The following is a 19,597-nucleotide window of genomic DNA, read 5'->3' on the forward strand; positions in this document are numbered from 1 at the left end:
ATAGGTTTTCAGACCAAGCTTATGCAGACAGTCGATCCTAAAAACAACCCAGTCCACAATATGGACATTCCTAAAGTTGGTTTACCCGTTACGATTATTACAGGATTCCTTGGCAGTGGTAAAACCACTCTCCTTAATCATATTTTGACGAACCAAGAAGGCCTGAAAACGGCGGTTTTGGTCAATGAATTTGGGGAAATTGGTATTGATAATGAACTAATCGTCAGCACAGGCGATGATATGGTAGAACTGAGCAATGGCTGTATTTGCTGCACGATTAATGAAGATTTAGTGAATGCAGTGTATCGGGTCCTAGAACGGGATGATAAAATAGATTATTTGGTGGTTGAAACTACCGGATTAGCTGACCCTTTACCTGTGGCTTTAACTTTTTTGGGGACGGAAATTCGGGATATGACCCGGTTGGATTCTATTGTCACGGTGGTAGACTGTGAAAACTTCAGTCTGGATTTATTTAACAGTGAAGCGGCCTACAGTCAAATTGCCTACGGTGATGTGATTCTATTGAATAAAGTGGATTTAGTAGATGAGGCCAATGTAGACGCGCTGGAGGTCAGGATTCGGGATATTAAATCTGAGGCGCGAATTTTACGCACGACTCGTTCACAAGTGCCGTTACCCCTTATTTTAAGTGTGGGTTTATTTGAGTCGGATAAATACTTTGATCAGATGGAAGATGACCATGATCATGATCATCACCATCACCATCACCATGATCATGATCATGACCACGAGGATCATGTTTGTGATGAAACCTGCGATCATGATCATGGTCATGATCATCACCATCACCATCATCACCATTACCACTCAGATCACCTAGAAAATGATGGTTTTACGTCAATTTCGTTTAGTAGTGATCGACCTTTTGCGATTCGCAAATTCCAGTCTTTCTTAGATAATCAGTTAACGTCTAATATTTTCCGGGCCAAGGGGATTCTCTGGTTTGAAGAAAGTCCCAATCGTCATATTTTCCATTTAAGTGGTAAGCGGTTTTCAATTGAGGATGATGAGTGGAAAGGGGAGAAAAAGAATCAATTGGTTTTGATTGGTCAGGATTTAGATCATGATAAACTGCTTCAACAGTTGAAGGATTGTTTAGTGGAGAGTTAAATCATGGGAACTCCCCTGTTCCTCATTAACGGGGGACTTAATTGATTGGAAACAAGATCGCTGCTAAATAATGGGTCGATCGAACATTAGTTCTCTATTAACACCGGACTGACTTGATTGCAAACCCAAGAGGAGAAGGCTAACTAACCTCCTCCTCTTCCCCTTTTATGGGGGAATTAGTTAATCAAAAATACTAACTAGATAACCTCCGGTAAAAATCAGGAGAATTGGGGTCAAGTATAAACCAAACTGCTGGATCATTTTCCTTCGCTCAAATGGTATTAAATCCAGCTTGGCGGAATCCAAAATCCAAGGCTCTACATCGGGCAAAAAGAGCAAAAATGCTGAGTTTATTAAGGGTTTATTGTAAACAGAAAATAATGGCGGTTTCTGATTGAATTAAAATCAGGTTGTGCAAGGAAAAAAGCCGTTTATCCGGTCGTTCAGAGTTTAAAAATTTGGGTTAAAGTCTAGATTGTTTGGGGTGCGTTAGTGGTGGCTACTTTAGAATTTTAGGAATTGCCTTTGTTCCCCAAGTCATTAGCGGGGATGACCTCTAAAAACTCTTGGGGTTGGTGCAATAAGCCCCTACAAACCTGTGACTTTGGGCAGCGCCAGCCAGTTTAAAGCCCCTAGAGTTGACATTCCCCATTTCCCAGTGAACTACCCCACCCTGCCTAGGCGCGAGGATGGAGCTTCCTGATTCAATGGGAAGTGCTTTCTATACCGAAATATAGCCAGTCTTATCTTCCCTCCCCAGGCAGAAGTCCTAGTTCCTAAGACCCAAATTTTCTCTTGCAACACAGCCCTTTTTAGCTTGGTTTTCGCTTTGGGAGTTAGTGGTCAAGTCCATCCGGTCCCTGCAAGCGAGGAAGGGGAATTCCGCAGCATTTTTGTTAAAATATAGCAAGAGTCCTCCTGCTCCCTTTAGAATGAACCTATTGACACAGGAGGAAAACACCTTGGTTGTTGCGATTGAAAGCCTACTTACCCCAGAAATCCATAAACCAGCCCGCTACTTAGGCAATGAAGTCGGAGCCGTGCATAAACCTTGGGACAGTGCCGCCGTGCGTTGGGTGCTGACTTATCCTGAAGTCTACGAGGTGGGGGCTTCTAACTTGGGGCATATTATTCTCTACAATGTGCTGAATGCCCAACCCCGTCAACTGTGCGATCGCGCCTATCTCCCCGCCTCCGACCTAGCCCAGAAACTTCGGGACACCCACACCCCCCTCTGGGCTTTAGAATCCCGTCGCCCCCTCCTCGATTTTGACATTCTCGGTTTTAGTCTCAGCTACGAATTAGGGGCAACCAATATCCTCGAAATGCTGGACTTAGCCGGAATTCCCCTCACGGCACAAGAACGCCTACAAACCACCTCCCCCCAGTACCCCCTCATTTTTGCCGGAGGACAAACGGCTACCTCAAACCCTGAACCCTACGCCGACTTTTTCGATTTTATCGCCCTGGGGGATGGGGAAGAACTCCTGCCAGAAATTGGCCAAGCCCTTGATGAGGGCAAGGCGGCCGGATTGTCTCGCGAGGCTCTATTACTTAAACTCGCCCAAGAAGTCAAAGGGGTTTATGTGCCTCACTTCTACGACATGGCCGAGGATGGGTCAGTGCATCCGAACCATCCCGACGTTCCCCCCCGGATTTTACGCCGCGTCGCCGCCCCCCGGCCGGAATATTCCATTGGTTTAGTCCCCCATATCCAAACGGTACACGATCGCCTGACGGTGGAAATTCGCCGGGGATGTACGCGAGGCTGCCGTTTTTGCCAGCCCGGAATGTTAACCCGCCCCGCCCGGGATGTGGAGCCGGAAAAGGTGGTAGAAGCCATTACCGAGGGGATGCGGGCGACGGGACATAATGAGTTTTCCCTCTTATCCCTCTCCTGTTCCGATTATTTAGCCCTGCCTGCGGTGGGGATGGAGATTAAAAACCGCCTCAAAGATGAAAATATTGCCCTCTCCTTACCCAGTCAACGGGTAGATCGATTTGATGAAAATATTGCCCGAATTATCGGCGGCACAAGGCAAACGGGCTTAACCTTTGCCCCAGAAGCGGGAACCCAACGGATGCGGGATGTGATTAATAAGGGCCTCACCAATGAGGAGTTATTACGGGGCATTAAAACGGCCGTTGAACAGGGCTGGGATAAGGTGAAGCTGTATTTTATGATTGGCTTGCCGGGAGAAACCGATGCGGACATTTTAGGCATTGCGGAAACCCTGCGCTGGCTGCGGCGAGAATGTGCGACTAAGGGGCGCAAACGCCTTGATTTTAATGTCACTATCTCGAATTTTACCCCCAAACCCCACACCCCCTTTCAGTGGCATTCTGTCTCAACGGCGGAGTTTTTGCGCAAACAGGAGTTACTGCGCCAAGAGTTGCGGGGAATGCGGGGGGTGAAGGCGAATTTTACCGATGTGCGCTTTTCGGTGATGGAGGATTTTCTGGGACGAGGCGATCGCACGCTGGCCCCTGTCATCCGTCGGGCTTGGCAATTAGGGGCGGGGATGGATGCTTGGATGGAAGGGTTAGATCAAGCCTTTGTCGCTTGGGAACAGGCGATTACAGAATCCGGCCTCAGTTGGAAATACCGCCAAATTGAGGAGGGGGAATGGAACGTCATGGAGTCCCAAAACACCCCTCTAGAGTCCAAACGCAAGCGCCCCCAATATTCTTGGGATGAGCGCCTCAACGCCCGTTTACCTTGGGATCACATCAACACAGGCATTGATAAAGACTGGCTTAAAGCCGATCTACAACGGGCTTTAGAAGCCGCCACGGTTCCCGATTGTGCCTTTGAAGGGTGTTCTCAATGTGGCATCTGTGGGGCGGATTTTGGGCAAAATATCGTCATTGAACCCCCACCCATTCCCGCCTTCCAAGGGCATTTTAAGCCCAATCAAGACCGGGTTCAGCGCCTGCGGGTGCGTTTTGGCAAATTAGGGGAAATGCGCCTCCTGAGCCACCTTGACCTGGTGCGACTGTGGGAACGGGTGATCCGCCGCGCTGGGATTCCTATTTCCTTTAATGGGGGATATCACCCCATGCCGCGCATTTCCATCACCTCGGCGTTACCTTTGGGCATGACCAGTTCCGGGGAGTTGGTGGATTTTGAACTAACTCAACGCTATGAGGTGGGCGAGTTTGAGCAGTTGCTGAAGGAGAAACTTCCGGCGGAGATTCCGGTGTATGAAGTCCAAGAGATTGATCTAAACAGTAAGTCCGCCAACCGTTTGTTACAACAGGCCGAATATACCCTCTTAGTGGCCGATGAGGGGGCAGACTGGGAGGGCTGGATTAACGGCGTGTTGGACTGTTCAGAGATTTGGTTTGAGAAAACCACTAAGTCCGGGAAACAACAAATGATTAACCTGCGCGATCGCCTTTTTTCCCTTAGCAAGGGAACAGCGAACAGCGAACAGGGAACAGCGAAACTCCACTATCGGGGCAGTTACACCAACGAGGGCGTAGTTCTCCATCCTGAGCATATTCTGTTCATGTTAGAGCAGGTTTCTGGGCAACCCCTTGAGTTATTACACGCCCACCGAGAGCAGTTAATTTTAGGTTGTCTATCCCCTATTCCCTAGGATTGAGTGCGATCGCGCCAAAGTTTTTGGAGATACCCTAAAATCAACAATCCCCCCCCGGTACTCAAGGCCGCCAACACCCAGAAACCATGAACAATGGCGGGCGTTTGATCCAACGCCCAGCCTCCCAATGGCGGGCCAATTAGATAGCCAATCGCCCAACATTGGGAGTTCAGGGAAAGGTAAATTCCCCGTAGGGAAGGGGGGGCGAGATCAACCACAAAACTGGAGGCAAAGGGGACATAACTTACAGTAGAAGCGGCTAGAATCCCGAGGCTGAGGAAGGCCGGGAGAATGGCATAATCGGACACTTGCCCCGTTAGCCAAACACAGGTAAATCCTACCCCCCAGCCACAGAGAGAACACATCAACGCATGGGGGCGGCTAAAATGGCTGAGAATCCGCACCATGGGCAACTGTAGGAGGGCAGCTAAGACAATATGAAAACTGAATAACAAACTAATAGTTTGGGGGGGGAATCCGATACCGTCAGCACTGCCGGGGACAAATTTGGTGAAGTAGAGGGGGAGACTGCTTTGAATTTGGGAAATGTAGGTGGTAAAGAGGACATTAACCACAAGATAGATCAGGAAAAGGCGATCGCCCAGCGCCAACACCCAACGCTGGGAAAGTGTCTCACTCGAAGGAGTGCCTTGACGAGTTTCTGCGATCGCCCCATAGATCAAGCCGAAAAACAAGACAAAGGAGATCCCATCCACCACAAACAACCAACGATAGAGGCCTAAAGTCGCCATGAAGCCCCCTAAAATGACCCCAACCCCTAATCCGGTCATATCCGCCAAACGAGTCACCGCAAAGGCTTCATCGCGCTTTCCTACCCCCGTAGAATCGGCCACCACCGCCTCCGTTGCCGGCCAGTACAAACCAATGCCCAACCCCATACACAAACAGCCCAACACCAACAGCGGGAAATTGTGGGTCAGGAAAAACACCCCATCGGCCAGGGCTGAAATGGCGGCCGACAGTAATAAGGTTTTGCGTCTCCCCCACTCCGGAGAATCCGATAAGCTGCCCCCCACAAAGCGTCCCACGATACCAGAAACGGCCTGACTGCCTAAGGCCAGTCCCACCTGAGTAGTGGAAAGTCCCACTTGATTGACAAAGAAAATGGGAGCATAAAAAAGGGTGAATCCTGTCCCTACTTGGGACAGTAAACGACCAAACGCTAAAATCCACACTGGAATAGGGAGTTGGGGAAACCAAGACTTCATAAGTTGCGCAAAGTGAGGGGGACAATTAACCGTGAATCAGTTTCTCAACAGTTCAACTCATGGTTCAAATTAATCATTTCATTGATTTTAGTCTTTTTTGTTGACTTTATGGGGTCGCCATTCATCCCCACCCTACAGAGGATAGGGGCATTCTTGCTTCCCTTTTGATCAAAAGAGGGTACGCGCAAACGTACCCTACGGGACTAAAAAAAAATGAATTACCCAAAAAATTGATCTTTAAAATCGGGCTTGAAAAGGTCAATCAAGATTCAAACCTTGCCCCTAGTCGAGATAACCAATTAAAGTACTCATGTCTTCAATTTCATTAGAAGCTACGGGACGATTGCCCATAATACTGTAACTCTGGCTAATCGCTAACGTGCTTTTCATGATGGGACGATTGCCCGAAACCACCATACTGCTACTGATATCTAAACCACTGGCCGTCACCGGACGTAAACCCATCGTGTCGTAAGTTCCGACCACTTTCAGATGACTGGGTTCAATCGGGCGGTTCTGGGGTAGTCTGGTGGAAGACTGGTAGACTAAACCCCCAGACTTTTGGCTAGCGGGTGCTAAACCCCCTTGAGAAGTAGCCGCAACAATTCCTGTTTCTGGTTTGCCCATTTCCTCTTTTCCTTTATTCTCTTTGCTGGTGTTATCTTTGTGTATGGTATCTTTACTGGTGTTCTCTCTGCCATTAACAGCCGTTGCATTATCACCACTCACAGTTTTTTCTCCCTTGTCTTCAGAAGTTTTCAGATCCGGTGTCTTTTTGCCCGAACTTTGAGTTGTAACACTGTTTTTCACAGGTTTGGGTGCTTTGGCGGCATTGCTCATCTTGGTTGATTAAGCCTTGGGTGTTTAACCTTGGGCTTGTACTAGGTGGACTGCTCTACTACAATTCTAGGAATAAGTGGGTGACATCCTCCCGACACCGACCCTAGGGGTACGATGCGGGCTTCCCCATATCACTATGAGGCTTTCCTGCTTCTACGGGAGGCTCTAGATGTCTTTTTAGGGACATCCCCGTTCGCGTTCACTTCGTGACGCTTCGCGAACGCGAAGCGTTGCGTAGCAAAGCGTTGCGTAGCAATAACCTCTTCCTCTACAGGCAGCTTTACCCCCAGTCCAAGGGCTGCAAGTCCACGTTGCTCAACAACCATCGCCGCAGCAACGTCCCTATCCGTTACAAACCCACAATGAGAACATTTATGCACTCGTTGAGACAAGTCTTTCTTGCCAGTCACTACACCACAACTCGGACAAATTTGGCTAGTGAAATTAGCATCAACTTTCTCGAAATAAACATCTCGCTTCCAGGCCACGTGCTTTAATACCTCTAGAAACCCCCCAAAACCAGCATCAAGAGTATGCTTACACAACATCCCTCTAGACATGGCCTTGACGTTTAAATCTTCGGCAAAAATGATATCGGCTTGGTCACAAAGATGATGAGCGACTTGATAATGAAAGTTTTTGCGAGTGTTGTAAATATGTTCATGAAGTTTAGCTACTTTTTCCCGGGCTTTATGCCAGTTTTTTGACCCTTTCTGTTTCTTTGATAATCTTCTTTGTAGCCATTTAAGCTGACTTTGAAGCTCCACGAAAAACTTAGGTCTAGCTATTAATTCCCCCTGAGATGTTGCCATAAACTTCTCAAGTCCCAAATCAATCCCTAGAGATGTCCCTTCAGGTTTTGGAGAAGGAATATTAACATCCGACTGAATATAAAGGACAGCATACCAACCCGAAGCTTTTTTAACGATCTGAACTTGTTTAACTACAAATCCATCCGGTATAGGTCTGTGTAGATTAATGACCACAGAGCCTAGCTTAGGGAGTCTCAATTGATATCCAGTTACAGGGTTTTCCCTGAATTGAGGAAAGTTAATCGACCGAAACTGACCGTATTTCTTAAACCTAGGAAAACCAAAACTTCTTTTCCAGAAAAAGTTAAACGCTTTGTCTAAACGCCCCATAACCTCTTGCAAGACCTGAGACTGAACCCGTTTTAGTTCTGGGTATTGCTGTTTGGCTTGAGTTAAAGCTTTTTTCTGTTTATAATAGTCGGGAAAAGGTTGATCCGCAGGTATAATGTACTCAGAATGGAGGCTACAAGCGTTAACCTGACACTTGCGAGAATTTATCCACTCTTTTCGTTCTGCCAAGGCATAATTATATACACCTCGACAGATTTCTAGCCAGTCAAGTAATTCTTTTTCTTGACTGGCATCTGGATAAATTCTGTAGCAATAGTTGAGGTTTAACACGAATAGTAGCTTATTGACATGAACCTATTGTACAATATCTAGGGATAAATCGTCACTTCCTAGTAAATGATTGTTGGTTAATTTTCGGGGCATCGAACCCCTCAATTAACCGTCTTTCATCCCGACACTGACATTTGTACAGTGCGGGGCTTCCCGACGATGAGCTAAATTCTAAACTTAATTTAACGTCGGTCGAGGCTCCCCACTCTAAAAATACAGCGATCTGTAACAATAATCTATAAAAATTCATGATTGGGGCGAGAAGTTTTTCTTTATGGCGCAATTCCACCTCCAGGCACCCTTTACACCGACGGGAGATCAACCGACGGCGATCGCACAACTGACGGATTTACTCCACCAAGGCAACCGTCTACAAACCCTCCTCGGAGCAACTGGGACGGGAAAAACCTTTACCATTGCCAGTGTCATCGCCAATCTCGGCAAACCTACCCTCGTCCTTGCTCATAATAAAACCTTAGCGGCGCAATTGTGCAACGAGTTACGACAATTTTTCCCCGAAAATGCCGTTGAGTACTTTATTAGTTATTACGACTATTATCAACCGGAAGCCTATCTTCCAGTCAGTGATACCTACATCGAGAAAACCGCCTCGATTAACGATGAAATTGATATGTTACGCCACTCCGCCACCCGTTCCCTTTTTGAACGGGAGGATGTGATTGTAGTAGCTTCTATTAGTTGTATTTACGGCCTAGGAATGCCTGCGGAATACCTCAAAGCAGCCATTCCCTTACGAGTCGGAGAAGAATGTGATCAACGGCAATTATTACGGGATTTAGTCTCCGTGCAGTATAGCCGCAATGACACCGAATTAAAGCGCAGCAATTTCCGTCTCAAGGGAGATGTTTTAGAAATTGTCCCCGCCTATGAAGATCGGGTCATTCGCCTTGAGTTTTTTGGCGACGAAATCGACGGAATTCGTTATCTAGATCCCCTCACCGGAGAAATTTTACAAAGTCTCTCGGCTGTTAATATTTACCCCGCCCGCCACTTTGTGACTCCTGATGAGCAGTTAGAGTCCGCTTGTCAAGACATTGAAATAGAACTTAACGAACAACTAGAAGTCCTACAAAAAGCCGGAAAATTATTAGAAGCTCAACGCCTAGAACAGCGCACCCGCTACGATTTGGAGATGTTGCGTCAAGTGGGCTACTGTAACGGGGTTGAAAATTATTCGCGCCATTTAGCCGGACGAAATGCCGGAGATCCGCCGGAATGTTTAGTCGATTATTTTCCTAAAGATTGGCTATTAATTATTGATGAATCCCATGTTACTGTTCCCCAAATTCGGGGGATGTACAATGGAGATCAAGCCCGGAAAAAGGTACTGATTGATCATGGGTTTCGTTTACCCAGTGCGGCGGATAATCGCCCCTTAAAAGCTGATGAATTTTGGGTCAAAGTGAATCAATGTATTTTTGTTTCCGCGACTCCGGGAGATTGGGAAATTGAACAGTCTGGGGAAGCCATTGTAGAACAAATTATCCGACCGACGGGGGTTATTGATCCAGAAATCTTTGTGCGCCCCACTGAGGGACAGGTAGATGATTTATATGAGGAAATTCAGGAGCGAGTTAAACGACAGGAGCGGGTATTAATTACGACCCTCACTAAACGCATGGCGGAGGATTTAACGGAATATTTTCAAGAGCATAATATTCGGGTGCGTTATCTCCATTCTGAGATTCAATCCATCCAACGCATTGAGATTTTACAGGGACTCCGAGAGGGGGAGTTTGATGTGTTAATTGGGGTGAATTTGTTGCGGGAAGGGTTAGACTTGCCGGAAGTGTCCTTAGTGGTGATTATGGACGCAGATAAAGAGGGATTTTTACGCGCTGAACGGTCTTTAATTCAAACCATTGGTCGGGCTGCCCGTCATGTGCGAGGCCAGGCCATTTTATACGCGGATAACCTCACAAATAGCATGATTCGGGCCATTGACGAAACTGAACGCCGTCGGGGGATTCAACTGGCCTACAATAAACGGCACAATATTACACCCCAACCGATTCAAAAGCGATCGCCTAACACCATTCTGGCCTTTCTCGACATTTCCCGTCGTCTCAATCGTCAGGAATTAGAGCAGATTTATGAATCTCAGGCCGATTTGCCCTTAGAGCAGATTCCGACGTTGATTGAGCAGTTGGAACTCCAAATGAAAGAGGCTGCGCAAAAGCTGGAATTTGAGGAAGCGGCAAAATATCGCGATCGCATCCAAAAATTACGCGATCGCCTCTTAGGTCATGTTTAGAGCGAACAGAGAAGAGGGGGAATCGGTGGGTTAGGAAAAGGGTTTATGCAATAAACCCCTACATTGTATTCAGTTAGTAGGGGCGTATTGCATACGCCCAAAAGGTTTGTTGGCTACGCTAGACCCGATGATCTGTTCCCTCTTCCCCGTTCCCTGATTGGGTCTAGCGTCTGTTTTTTTCAGCCAACCCTACCGTGAACGACCCCACCCTGCCTAGGCGCGAGGATGGAGCTTCCTGATTCAATGGGAAGTGCTTTTTATACCGAAATATAGCCAGTCTTATCTTCCCTCCCCAGGCAGAAGTCCTAGTTCCTAAGACCCAAATTTTCTCTTGCAACACAGCCCTTTTTAGCTTGGTTTTCGCTTTGGGAGTTAGTGGTCAAGTCCATCCGGTCCCTGCAAGCGAGGAAAGGGAATTCCGCAACATTTTTGTTAAACCGTCTCCACAAACTGACGAATCCGGTCTAATCCCTTAGCAATGGATTCCATATCCGTAGCATAGGAAATCCGAATACAATCATCCGCCCCAAAAGCAGCCCCCGGAATGACCGCCACTTGATGGGCTTCTAACAACTTGCTACAAAAATCAACCGACGATAAACCCGTTTGACCAATGTTCACAAACACATAAAACGCCCCCTCCGGAGTGGGACAACTCAGTTTAGGCATCGACCCAATCTGTTCTAAGATGTACTTCCGACGCTCATCAAAGGCCTTGACCATCTGGGTCACTTGTTCCTGACTGCCTTCTATGGCCGCGATCGCCCCATACTGAGCAAAGGTACAGACATTTGATGTACTGTGGCTTTGAATCGTGTTCATGGCCTTAATAATTTCCATCGGACCTGCCGCGTAACCAATCCGCCACCCCGTCATCGCGTAGCTTTTGGCGAAACCATTACTAATAATCGTCCGGGCAAAACTTTCTGGACTGACGGCCCCAATACTTAAATGGGTGGCTCCGTCATAGAGGATTTTCTCGTAAATCTCATCGGAAACTACCCAGATATCTAATTCCACCACCATCGCCGCCAAAGCGCGGATTTCGTCGGGGGTATAAACGCAGCCTGTGGGATTAGAGGGAGAATTGAGAACAAATAACTTCGTTTTAGAGGTAGTCGCGGCCTTAAGCTGTTCTGGCGTGATTTTGTAGCCACTGCTTTCATCCGTCGCCACAATGACCGGAGTTCCCCCGGCCAACTTGACCATCTCTGGATAACTCAGCCAATAGGGAGCGGGAATAATCACCTCATCCCCCGGCTCAATGAGCGCCAAAATCAAGTTAAAGAGGGAATATTTCCCCCCATTGGTGACAATCACGTTTTGCGCTTCGTAGTTCAGTTGATTGTCTTGTTGCAGTTTGCGGGCAATGGCTTCCCGGAGTTTCGGCTCCCCCGCCACCGGGCCATAGCGGGTTTTCCCTTCGTCTAGAGCCTTTTTCGCGGCTTCCTTGACATGAACGGGGGTATCAAAATCCGGTTCTCCGGCGCTAAAGCTACAGACATCTAGTCCTTCGGCCTTCATAGCTTTAGCCTTCGCAGATATGGCTAGGGTGACAGAAGGCGGGACTTGGGCGACTCGTGAGGCTAGTTTCACAGTGAATAACACCCCCATTTCATGGTTTGGATTGTTTGGTGTTTTCTTAGCCTAAAGTGCGATCGCCCAAATCTCCGATTTTTTCACTACTTTTTTAGATTGTCCCCTCCCTTCATTAAAAACCCGTCATGAGATTCGTCCTCATAACTCCCTCCAAGCCCAAAAGCCTAAATTTGTGATGTAAGTCACATTTTTAGGGCAATAATTATTTAAGAAACCCTGATGGCAGAATAACAGGGATTGTCACGGAATGAACCTCAGAGCCAGTCAGGAAAAGGATTTGATTCCCTTTTGCTCAAAAAAAACAGCCAACTTTTTAACATAGGTTTTAAGTGACCACAAGTATTTTAATGTTTTCTTAATAATTAACAATTCTCTACAAAAAAGTTGAATTACTCACAAAAAGCTCACATTTACTCAGTATTGTGTAAATCGTAGGCGAAAAGCGTTTCATCTGCTCTTAACCTTGATCCCCATTCCCAAGCCTAAGCAGATGAGCGCCAGTGACCAGCTTACTTTTCTCCCTGTTCCTGACTCACTCCCCCTAAGTCCTATGTCTCACGCATCTTGTCCCTGCTGTTCTTCTACACTCCTCCGTCATATTAGGCACTCGGGTGTTTACTGGTATTGTTCTCACTGCCACTCAGAAATGCCTAACTTTGCGGAACATACTCAACGCGGTATTTTGGGCTTGTCTCAAGTCTCTGTTAACACAGCGCTAGTTTTACAGTTTGAACGGTCTAAAGTCGCGGCGGCTTCCTAGTGTTTTAACTCAGAGTTTGAAATCCCTTTTTTGCCGACAAGTTTTTTTAGCATTTTTTGTTCCCTGAGTTTGTAAGTTTTTTAGTTTTCTCCTTTTTAGTTTTCTCCATTGATCCAGTTTTGACTGATCAGCCATCCCTTATTTAGATGTTGGCTGATTTTTTATGGGTTCTGCCTTGGGCAACCTTGACCAAAGGCTTAACTTCTCAGCCTTGTGCCTTGGGATATCTTAACCCTCCCGGCTCTTGTCTCGTCTAGAAGTCTCCCCGCGTCCTAGATAATAGATCAAGACCCCTTAAAACAGGAGAAAAAAAGTATGGTGCGCACCGCTTCAACGATGTTACCTCTGGGAACAGCTGCCCCAGATTTTCAACTATTGGATGTGGTATCCGGGAATCAGATTTCTTTAGCCAGCTTTGCGAAGAAAAAAGCGCTGTTGGTGATGTTTATTTGTCGTCACTGCCCTTTTGTCAAGCATATTCAAGAAGAATTAGCCCGTTTGGGAAAAGATTATCAGGACAGTGCGTTAGGTCTGGTGGCGATTAATTCCAATGATGTGGCAAACTACCCAGACGATGCCCCAGACCGCTTAAAGGACATGGCCCAGACGTTAGAGTTCACTTTTCCGATGGGCTATGATGAGACGCAGGAGGTAGCTAAGGCCTATACTGCGGCTTGTACTCCGGATTTTTTCTTGTTTGATGGCGATCGCAAATTGGTTTATCGCGGCCAGTTAGATGATAGTCGTCCGGGGAATGATCTCCCAGTCAATGGCAAAGACCTACGCGCTGCCATTGATGCCCTTTTAGCCGACCAACCCCTTCCCCCTGACCAGAAACCCAGTATTGGCTGTAATATCAAGTGGAAACCGGGCAATGAACCTCCCTATTTCGGCGCTTAAATCGTTGCCAAGTTCACCCATTTAGGGGATGTGTACCGATTTAGAAATCAGCTATGATGAAAATCGAGCTAGGAAATAACCAGTCGGTTATTTAGTGATAATGTGCATTATTCAACCTGCTGGAAACAGCAGGTTTTTTGTCGCAATCGGATTGTTCCCAGAGAAACCACAGTAGCTTAACTGACAATTCCTGAAACTCTTCTAGTTTTGTTCTACAGAGGGCTTGTTGAATGAGTCCGGGAATTGGGGAATCGGGAGTCGGGAGTCGGGAGTCGGGAATAGGCAATCGTGCCAGTTTTAGATGATCTGTTCCCTGTTAAGAGTTCCCTGTTCCCTAATCCTAGGAGTAGAGTTATTCAGGAAGCCCGACAAGAAACATCATCTAGACCAATAGGGGCGACCTTTCCAAAACACCCCGACAATGATTCCGGTGAGGGTGACACCCGACATTTGAAGGATGCCATAGGGAAGTATGGCACTTTTAACGATGACACTAACCAGTAAACAGAGGACTAACGCCCACAGTGTCCCACTATTTAACATTAAGCGCGATCGCTGCCTTTGAGCTAAGAGAACCCCCAGTACACCCAAACCTAACCCCACCAAAAAGGGCATAACTTCCCCCCAAGGTGGACTAAATAGAGGGGATAACAGAGTATTGGCGGCCTCGGATTGCCCCAACAATAAGACTAAAAACTGATCGGCGATCGCCCCAAAAAGTACCGTCATCCCAGCCACTAAAAACAAGATTGACCAAGGTTGTTGTTGAAAATTACGCCAAGGATTCATAGCCTACTGGGACGAGGGGGCGGAGAAATTCATCATTGAGACTTGAGACTTGATCATTGATTCCTAGACTAACTCAATCACACCAATTAATATATACTTGCCGAAAAACTTCGTCCGAGTTGCGTAGAGGTCGATCTCCATCAGACGGCGGTTTTTCTTTTGTCCTTGACAACGACAAGACAGGGTAGAAGTAAACCCCTTAATACATTGGGATAACTGATCCGCCACAGCATGATAATGACGAGTCGAGACTAACTTTAAAATAGAATCTAAAGCGACTAACTCTCCAAAATCGTAGCCAAACATATCCGCCACTTGGTTGTTGGCATACAAAAACTTGCCCGTGTCGGCAATAATGAACATTCCCAACTCCGATAAATCTCGTGACCTCTCTGAATATTCCTCGTCTTCTGCCTGAGATTTTTCTCGTTGTTGGTGTTCCTGCATATAGAGTCGGGCATTATCCAAAGCTAAGGCCATTTGAGTGGCGCACATTTGGATTAATTCCGCCGATTCTTGATTAAAATGCTCCGGTTTGGGGTGGGTGAGGGTGAGAATTCCTAACAAGACCTTACCGCGTAAAATAGGCACACAGAGGGCAGACCCAACGGTATAGGGTTGATTGGGCAATGTGACCCACCGTTCATCCTGTTTAGTATCACGAATTAAACCGATTTGACGACGACGGACAACCCAGCCCGCTAAACCTTGGTCTAATACTTTGCCAATCAGGACATCGCGTTCTTCCCGCAGGGTAGCCCCTCGTGCTAACACGCTTTCGGTGACTCGTCCTTCTTGATTGAGTAAAAATAAACTGCTTTCTTCGGCTTCGGTGAGTTTGATGGAAATTTTAGTAGTTTGCAGTAACATTGACCGCAACATCAGCCGTCCGGTAGCTGCCCGTCCCATAGAAATGAGCGATCGCACTAACTCATCTTGGGCATCAAAAGCCACTTTAATTTTCTGGAGTTTCGCCTGTTCTTGACGTAGGGTTTCGATTTCCTCGATCAATTCGGCGGGGGACATTTGGGAGAGGTCGCGATCGCTCATAATGTTTCGGTCACTCAAATAGGTCTGTAGACGCGCTTTTCACTTAAAGTTCCCTCCCCTTGGGGAAGATACACCATTATGAATGATTAATTCTCAACCCTTAAAGCTGACGTTGAAAATCTTCCAGTAAATCCATTAAATCCACCTGACACTGTAGCGGCAATAAATCAGCTAAGGGAACGTCTCGCTTGCCTCCCCCAATTTTGACCGATATATTACTGAGAACACGGGTCACATTATCCTCATTCAAATTATTTTCCACCAGCAGGGGATAAACCTGTTGGGCGACGATTGTATGGAGTTTGGCATCTGTTAAGTACAAGTGCCATTTTGCCACGTCAATATAAACTACTTTGCCAATTTCGGCGGCTAAATTCTCGATTACTTCTGTCGTGTGAAAGTCAACCATCGGCTTTTAGAGATCGGATTTTACGGAATAGTCTGCGATCGCCACAATATAGACCAAATGGCACAACACCACCACAGCCCAAACCCCTGTCACCCAGATTACCCAGTCCCAATTTGCTTGTCGGACAATATCCACAAACCACAAACCGGAATTACAAGCAGCAAAAATCGCGACATGGACAGCAAAATTCATCCGGTCATCTAAACGACGGTAAGCTGGATCATTGCGGTCAGGTTGACGAGGCCAACGGGGAGGCATAGGATTCTCCTTAATACAGTCGAAGGGGGCAACACTGGACAAGGTGAATCAGTGACCCCAAATCGTTCACCCATGAATTTATTATAGGGGAGAACGTCTTTCCTGCTTATCCTCTCCCCTCCCCCATGACCCAAATTCATGGGATATAACTTGTTGCCATACTTTGTGTATTTTGTCAAGCTCTAACTTTAGACATCAACCATTCAGGTAATACTAGAACTAGATACCTCAATTGGCAGGAACTTTAAACCCATGACCAACCGTGAACAATTGATTCAGGAACTCCAACAAGCCCCCGATGATTTAGTACAGATCATGCTGGATTTTTTACACAGGGTTAAAGCGACGCGCCAGCACCATCCTCTAACAAAATTTGCAGGAATTTTAAGTAATGCGGAGGCCGAAGAACTACAGCGAACCATTGCAGCAGAATGTCGGCAGGTGGATCTGAATGACTGGTGAGATTGCCCTTGATACCTCTGCGGCCGTTCGTTTCTTGAATGGGGATGCGACAATTACTCAAAGGATATTGGCTTTACCAGAAGTGGTTTTGCCAATGATTGTTGTAGGCGAGTTGTTATTTGGTGCAGAAAACTCAAAACGTCCGTTGCAAAACTTGCCGCGTTATCTAGAATTTTTGTCGGCTTGTAGGGCAGTGCCATTAGGGAGAGAAACAGCAACAATATATGCCCAAACACGATTAGCCTTGAAGCGCAAAGGACGACCCATTCCAATGAATGATGTGTGGATTGCTGCTCAATGTTTAGAACATAGTTGGGTATTAGTGACCGATGATACTGATTTTGATTATGTGGATGGATTGATATTGGAGCATTGGTAGCAAAGCGGAGTCTGTGTGGACGGAATGGAGGTTCTCGGTAGACATACCGGATCTATTAGCCACTCAGGTAAGATTAAGGGGAACGCCTTTCCTGCTCACGCTCTCCCCTCCCCCATGACTCAACAACTCGTCTGGCGGCGCTACTTCCCCCAACTCCTCGATCCCCTGCGCGCTGCCTTCCACCCCCAACAACTCATCCCCAGTGTAACGGCCGGACTGGTCACAGGCATTATCGGGGTCATTCGGGCGATTTCCTACGCCGCCTTGATTTTCTCCGGGAGTTTGTCAGTCTACCTCTCCACAGGCATTGGCATGACGGTATTTAGTGCGGCGGTGGTCAGTGCAGTAGTGGCCTTAACTAGCGCCTTGCCCGGGATGATTGCCACCCCTCTGGCCGCCCCTACCGCTATTTTAGCGATTATGGCGGGGTCAATTGCTCAAGGACTGCAAAACCAAGCCAGTCCGGGAGAAATCCTGATCACGGTGACAGTTGCGATCGCCCTTACCTCCTTTTTCACCGGATCTTGTTTATTCACCCTCGGTCAGCTTAAACTCGGCGATGCCATCCGCTTTATTCCCTATCCTGTAGTCGGGGGATTTATGGCCGGGACAGGATGGTTATTAGTCAGTGGTTTTTTCCAAGTCACAACGGATTTTTCCCTCTCATTTTATGCCCTCTCCCAACTCCTTACACCCCATTGTGTCCTTCATTGGGGAGTGGGTCTAATTTTTACCCTAATTCTCCTGTTTATGTCCCACCGCTTCAATCATTACTTAGTCATGCCGGGAACATTAATCAGTTTAATTGGGGTCTTTTATTTAGTCCTATTCTGCACCCAAACCTCGATTTATCAAGCCCGTGTAGAAGGTTGGTTACTAGCAAAATTTCCTCAAGGAGGACTCTGGCAACCTTTGGGATTTTCAAGTCTGGCTCAAGTGCAATGGTCGGTGATTTTCTCCCAACTTGGTGGCATGATTACCGTCATGTTAATTAGTTTACTCTCCTTGGTTTTAAGCAACAGTGGTATTGAGTTAGTAGTCGGGCAAGACATTCAACTCAACCGCGAGTTAAAAGCCATTGGATTAGCTAGTTTAGCCTCCGGTTTCGGCAGTGGCATGGTGGGCAATCAAGCCCTACCCAGTACCCTATTAGTCCACGAAATTGGGGGTCATAGTCGTTTAACCGGACTGTTTACGGCTGTTCCCGCTTTGGCGGTTTTATCCTTGGGATCAGCCTTTTTATCCTATTTTCCTAAACCGATTCTAGGCTGTTTATTACTTTATTTAGGACTCTCTCTCTTAATTCAATGGCTCTATCATGGCTGGTTTAAGTTGCCCTGGGTAGACTATGCCATTGTTTGGATTATTTTAGTGACGATTGGTAGTTTTGGCTTTCTCCAGGGGATTCTTGTAGGGTTTATCCTCACGGTGATTTTATTTATGTATCAATACAGCCATGTTGATGTGGCAAAAGAGGTCTTATCCGGGGATACAACCCGCAGTAATGTAGAACGCAATGGGGAAGAATTAAGCATATTAAAAGCAAAAGGTCAAGGTATTTTTATTTTAGCGTTACAAGGATTTCTCTTTTTTGGGACAGCCACTTATTTACTGAATCAAGTCAAGTCTCGGGTGGAAAATTCTCAGTCTTTACCTGTTCAGTATTTAATCATTGATTTCGGTCGGGTGACAGGAATTGATAGCTCGGCGGTTTTAAGTTGTAGTAAAATTCTCAGAATTGCCCAAAATTATCAAATTCAACTGGTTTTTACTAATATTTCCCCAGCCTTTCAGGAACAACTGACGAAGGGGGGAGGATTGAAAAAAGAGGCGGCGTTTTGCCATATTTTTCCAGATTTAGATCGCGGCTTGGAATGGTGCGAAACTCAGATATTAGACCAGATGGGCTGTTGTCGTTCGTCGGGGGATGAGTTAGAGCAACATTTGATCACACTGTTTGGACAAAAGCAACGGGTTGAACGATTTATGGGCTATTTACAGCCCCAACTGTTCCCCGCCCAAACCTTTATTTATACGCAGCAAGATCCCGGTGATGCTCTTTATTTTATTGGTCAAGGTCAGGTCAGTGTTTTGTTAGAATTACCCGATGGACAAACTAAGCGGTTACAAACCGCTAAAGCGGGAAATTTGCTGGGAGAAATGCGCTTTTATGGCAAAAATCCCCTGTCTACTTCAGTGGTAGCGGATACGGATTGTCAACTCTACCGTTTAAGTCAAGACGCTTTAAGCCAAATGCGTCAAGAATCCCCAGAGTTAGCGGAACAATTGGGGGGCTATATTATTCGCCTGTTGTGCGATAGTTTAGCCCGACGCGAACAACAATTAAAGGTTATGCTGTGACATTGAGGGGGCAGGGGAGAGGGGGAGACGAGGAATTAAGACTTATTCCCGACTCCCGACTCCCGATTCCCTTATTCAACAAGCCCTACAGAGACTCCCCACCAACCCATCTGC

Annotated in this window: 16 protein-coding genes; 8 read left to right on the forward strand and 8 right to left on the reverse strand. The window is 46.8% G+C overall.

Going from position 1 to position 19,597, the window contains the following annotated elements; genetic code table 11:
* Nucleotides 1-21 precede the first annotated feature (21 nt).
* Nucleotides 22-1,134: a CobW family GTP-binding protein gene (locus SPI9445_RS0111480; protein ID WP_017304892.1), complete on the forward strand. Its 1,113-nt coding sequence runs from the start codon at nucleotides 22-24 to the stop codon at nucleotides 1,132-1,134.
* Between the two features lie 962 nt (nucleotides 1,135-2,096).
* A complete protein-coding gene (locus SPI9445_RS0111485) occupies nucleotides 2,097-4,736 on the forward strand; it encodes a TIGR03960 family B12-binding radical SAM protein (RefSeq protein WP_033374556.1) in 2,640 nt (879 codons plus the stop codon).
* Here the strand turns inward: SPI9445_RS0111485 and SPI9445_RS0111490 are convergent.
* The 3 genes from SPI9445_RS0111490 to SPI9445_RS0111500 form a co-directional block, all read right to left on the reverse strand.
* Nucleotides 4,733-5,968 carry an MFS transporter gene (locus SPI9445_RS0111490; protein ID WP_017304894.1) on the reverse strand — a complete coding sequence of 412 codons (1,236 nt, stop codon included), beginning with the start codon at nucleotides 5,966-5,968 and terminating at the stop codon, nucleotides 4,733-4,735. The genes SPI9445_RS0111485 and SPI9445_RS0111490 overlap by 4 nt on opposite strands.
* A gap of 282 nt (nucleotides 5,969-6,250) precedes the next feature.
* Complete coding sequence (locus SPI9445_RS29590; RefSeq protein WP_017304895.1) at nucleotides 6,251-6,808, reverse strand: hypothetical protein; 558 nt, start codon at nucleotides 6,806-6,808, stop codon at nucleotides 6,251-6,253.
* Nucleotides 6,809-6,942: 134 nt separating this feature from the next.
* The gene (locus tag SPI9445_RS0111500) at nucleotides 6,943-8,241 is read right to left on the reverse strand and encodes an RNA-guided endonuclease InsQ/TnpB family protein (protein ID WP_017304896.1); all 1,299 of its coding nucleotides are present in this window, start codon (nucleotides 8,239-8,241) and stop codon (nucleotides 6,943-6,945) included.
* A 274-nt stretch (nucleotides 8,242-8,515) separates the two neighbouring features.
* Between SPI9445_RS0111500 and uvrB the strand changes: the two genes are divergently transcribed.
* Nucleotides 8,516-10,516: an excinuclease ABC subunit UvrB gene (gene uvrB / locus SPI9445_RS0111505; protein ID WP_017304897.1), complete on the forward strand. Its 2,001-nt coding sequence runs from the start codon at nucleotides 8,516-8,518 to the stop codon at nucleotides 10,514-10,516.
* 432 nt (nucleotides 10,517-10,948) lie between these two features.
* On the opposite strand, the gene SPI9445_RS0111510 is transcribed toward uvrB, so the two are convergent.
* On the reverse strand, nucleotides 10,949-12,112 hold the full coding sequence (locus tag SPI9445_RS0111510; RefSeq protein WP_026079720.1) for a pyridoxal phosphate-dependent aminotransferase: 1,164 nt from the start codon (nucleotides 12,110-12,112) through the stop codon (nucleotides 10,949-10,951).
* A 553-nt stretch (nucleotides 12,113-12,665) separates the two neighbouring features.
* On the opposite strand from SPI9445_RS0111510, the gene SPI9445_RS32095 reads away from it, so the two are divergent.
* Together SPI9445_RS32095 and SPI9445_RS0111520 are read left to right on the forward strand one after the other, a co-directional pair.
* Nucleotides 12,666-12,875, forward strand: coding sequence for a hypothetical protein (locus SPI9445_RS32095; protein WP_071525282.1), 210 nt, complete (start codon nucleotides 12,666-12,668; stop codon nucleotides 12,873-12,875).
* A gap of 315 nt (nucleotides 12,876-13,190) precedes the next feature.
* Nucleotides 13,191-13,775: a thioredoxin family protein gene (locus SPI9445_RS0111520; RefSeq protein WP_017304900.1), complete on the forward strand. Its 585-nt coding sequence runs from the start codon at nucleotides 13,191-13,193 to the stop codon at nucleotides 13,773-13,775.
* A gap of 378 nt (nucleotides 13,776-14,153) precedes the next feature.
* On the opposite strand, the gene SPI9445_RS0111525 is transcribed toward SPI9445_RS0111520, so the two are convergent.
* The 4 genes from SPI9445_RS0111525 to SPI9445_RS0111540 form a co-directional block, all read right to left on the reverse strand.
* Nucleotides 14,154-14,564 (reverse strand): hypothetical protein, encoded by a 411-nt coding sequence (locus SPI9445_RS0111525; RefSeq protein ID WP_017304901.1) that lies wholly within the window; start codon nucleotides 14,562-14,564, stop codon nucleotides 14,154-14,156.
* 63 nt (nucleotides 14,565-14,627) lie between these two features.
* Nucleotides 14,628-15,614 (reverse strand): GAF domain-containing protein, encoded by a 987-nt coding sequence (locus tag SPI9445_RS0111530; protein ID WP_017304902.1) that lies wholly within the window; start codon nucleotides 15,612-15,614, stop codon nucleotides 14,628-14,630.
* A 100-nt stretch (nucleotides 15,615-15,714) separates the two neighbouring features.
* Entirely contained in the window at nucleotides 15,715-16,023 is a 309-nt protein-coding gene (locus SPI9445_RS0111535) for a DUF3181 family protein (RefSeq protein WP_017304903.1), read from the reverse strand.
* Nucleotides 16,024-16,029: 6 nt separating this feature from the next.
* Nucleotides 16,030-16,281 (reverse strand): 2TM domain-containing protein, encoded by a 252-nt coding sequence (locus tag SPI9445_RS0111540; protein ID WP_017304904.1) that lies wholly within the window; start codon nucleotides 16,279-16,281, stop codon nucleotides 16,030-16,032.
* A gap of 252 nt (nucleotides 16,282-16,533) precedes the next feature.
* On the opposite strand from SPI9445_RS0111540, the gene SPI9445_RS0111545 reads away from it, so the two are divergent.
* The 3 genes from SPI9445_RS0111545 to SPI9445_RS0111555 all read left to right on the forward strand — a co-directional run bounded on the left by SPI9445_RS0111545 (nucleotide 16,534) and on the right by SPI9445_RS0111555 (nucleotide 19,483).
* Nucleotides 16,534-16,743: a hypothetical protein gene (locus tag SPI9445_RS0111545; RefSeq protein WP_017304905.1), complete on the forward strand. Its 210-nt coding sequence runs from the start codon at nucleotides 16,534-16,536 to the stop codon at nucleotides 16,741-16,743.
* Complete coding sequence (locus SPI9445_RS0111550) at nucleotides 16,733-17,122, forward strand: type II toxin-antitoxin system VapC family toxin (protein WP_017304906.1); 390 nt, start codon at nucleotides 16,733-16,735, stop codon at nucleotides 17,120-17,122. Before SPI9445_RS0111545 ends, SPI9445_RS0111550 begins: the two co-directional genes overlap by 11 nt.
* A 114-nt stretch (nucleotides 17,123-17,236) precedes the next feature.
* A complete protein-coding gene (locus SPI9445_RS0111555; protein ID WP_017304907.1) occupies nucleotides 17,237-19,483 on the forward strand; it encodes a SulP family inorganic anion transporter in 2,247 nt (748 codons plus the stop codon).
* The last annotated feature ends 114 nt before the right edge of the window (nucleotides 19,484-19,597 follow it).

Source organism: Spirulina subsalsa PCC 9445 (assembly GCF_000314005.1).
Lineage (GTDB): Bacteria > Cyanobacteriota > Cyanobacteriia > Cyanobacteriales > Spirulinaceae > Spirulina_A > Spirulina_A subsalsa.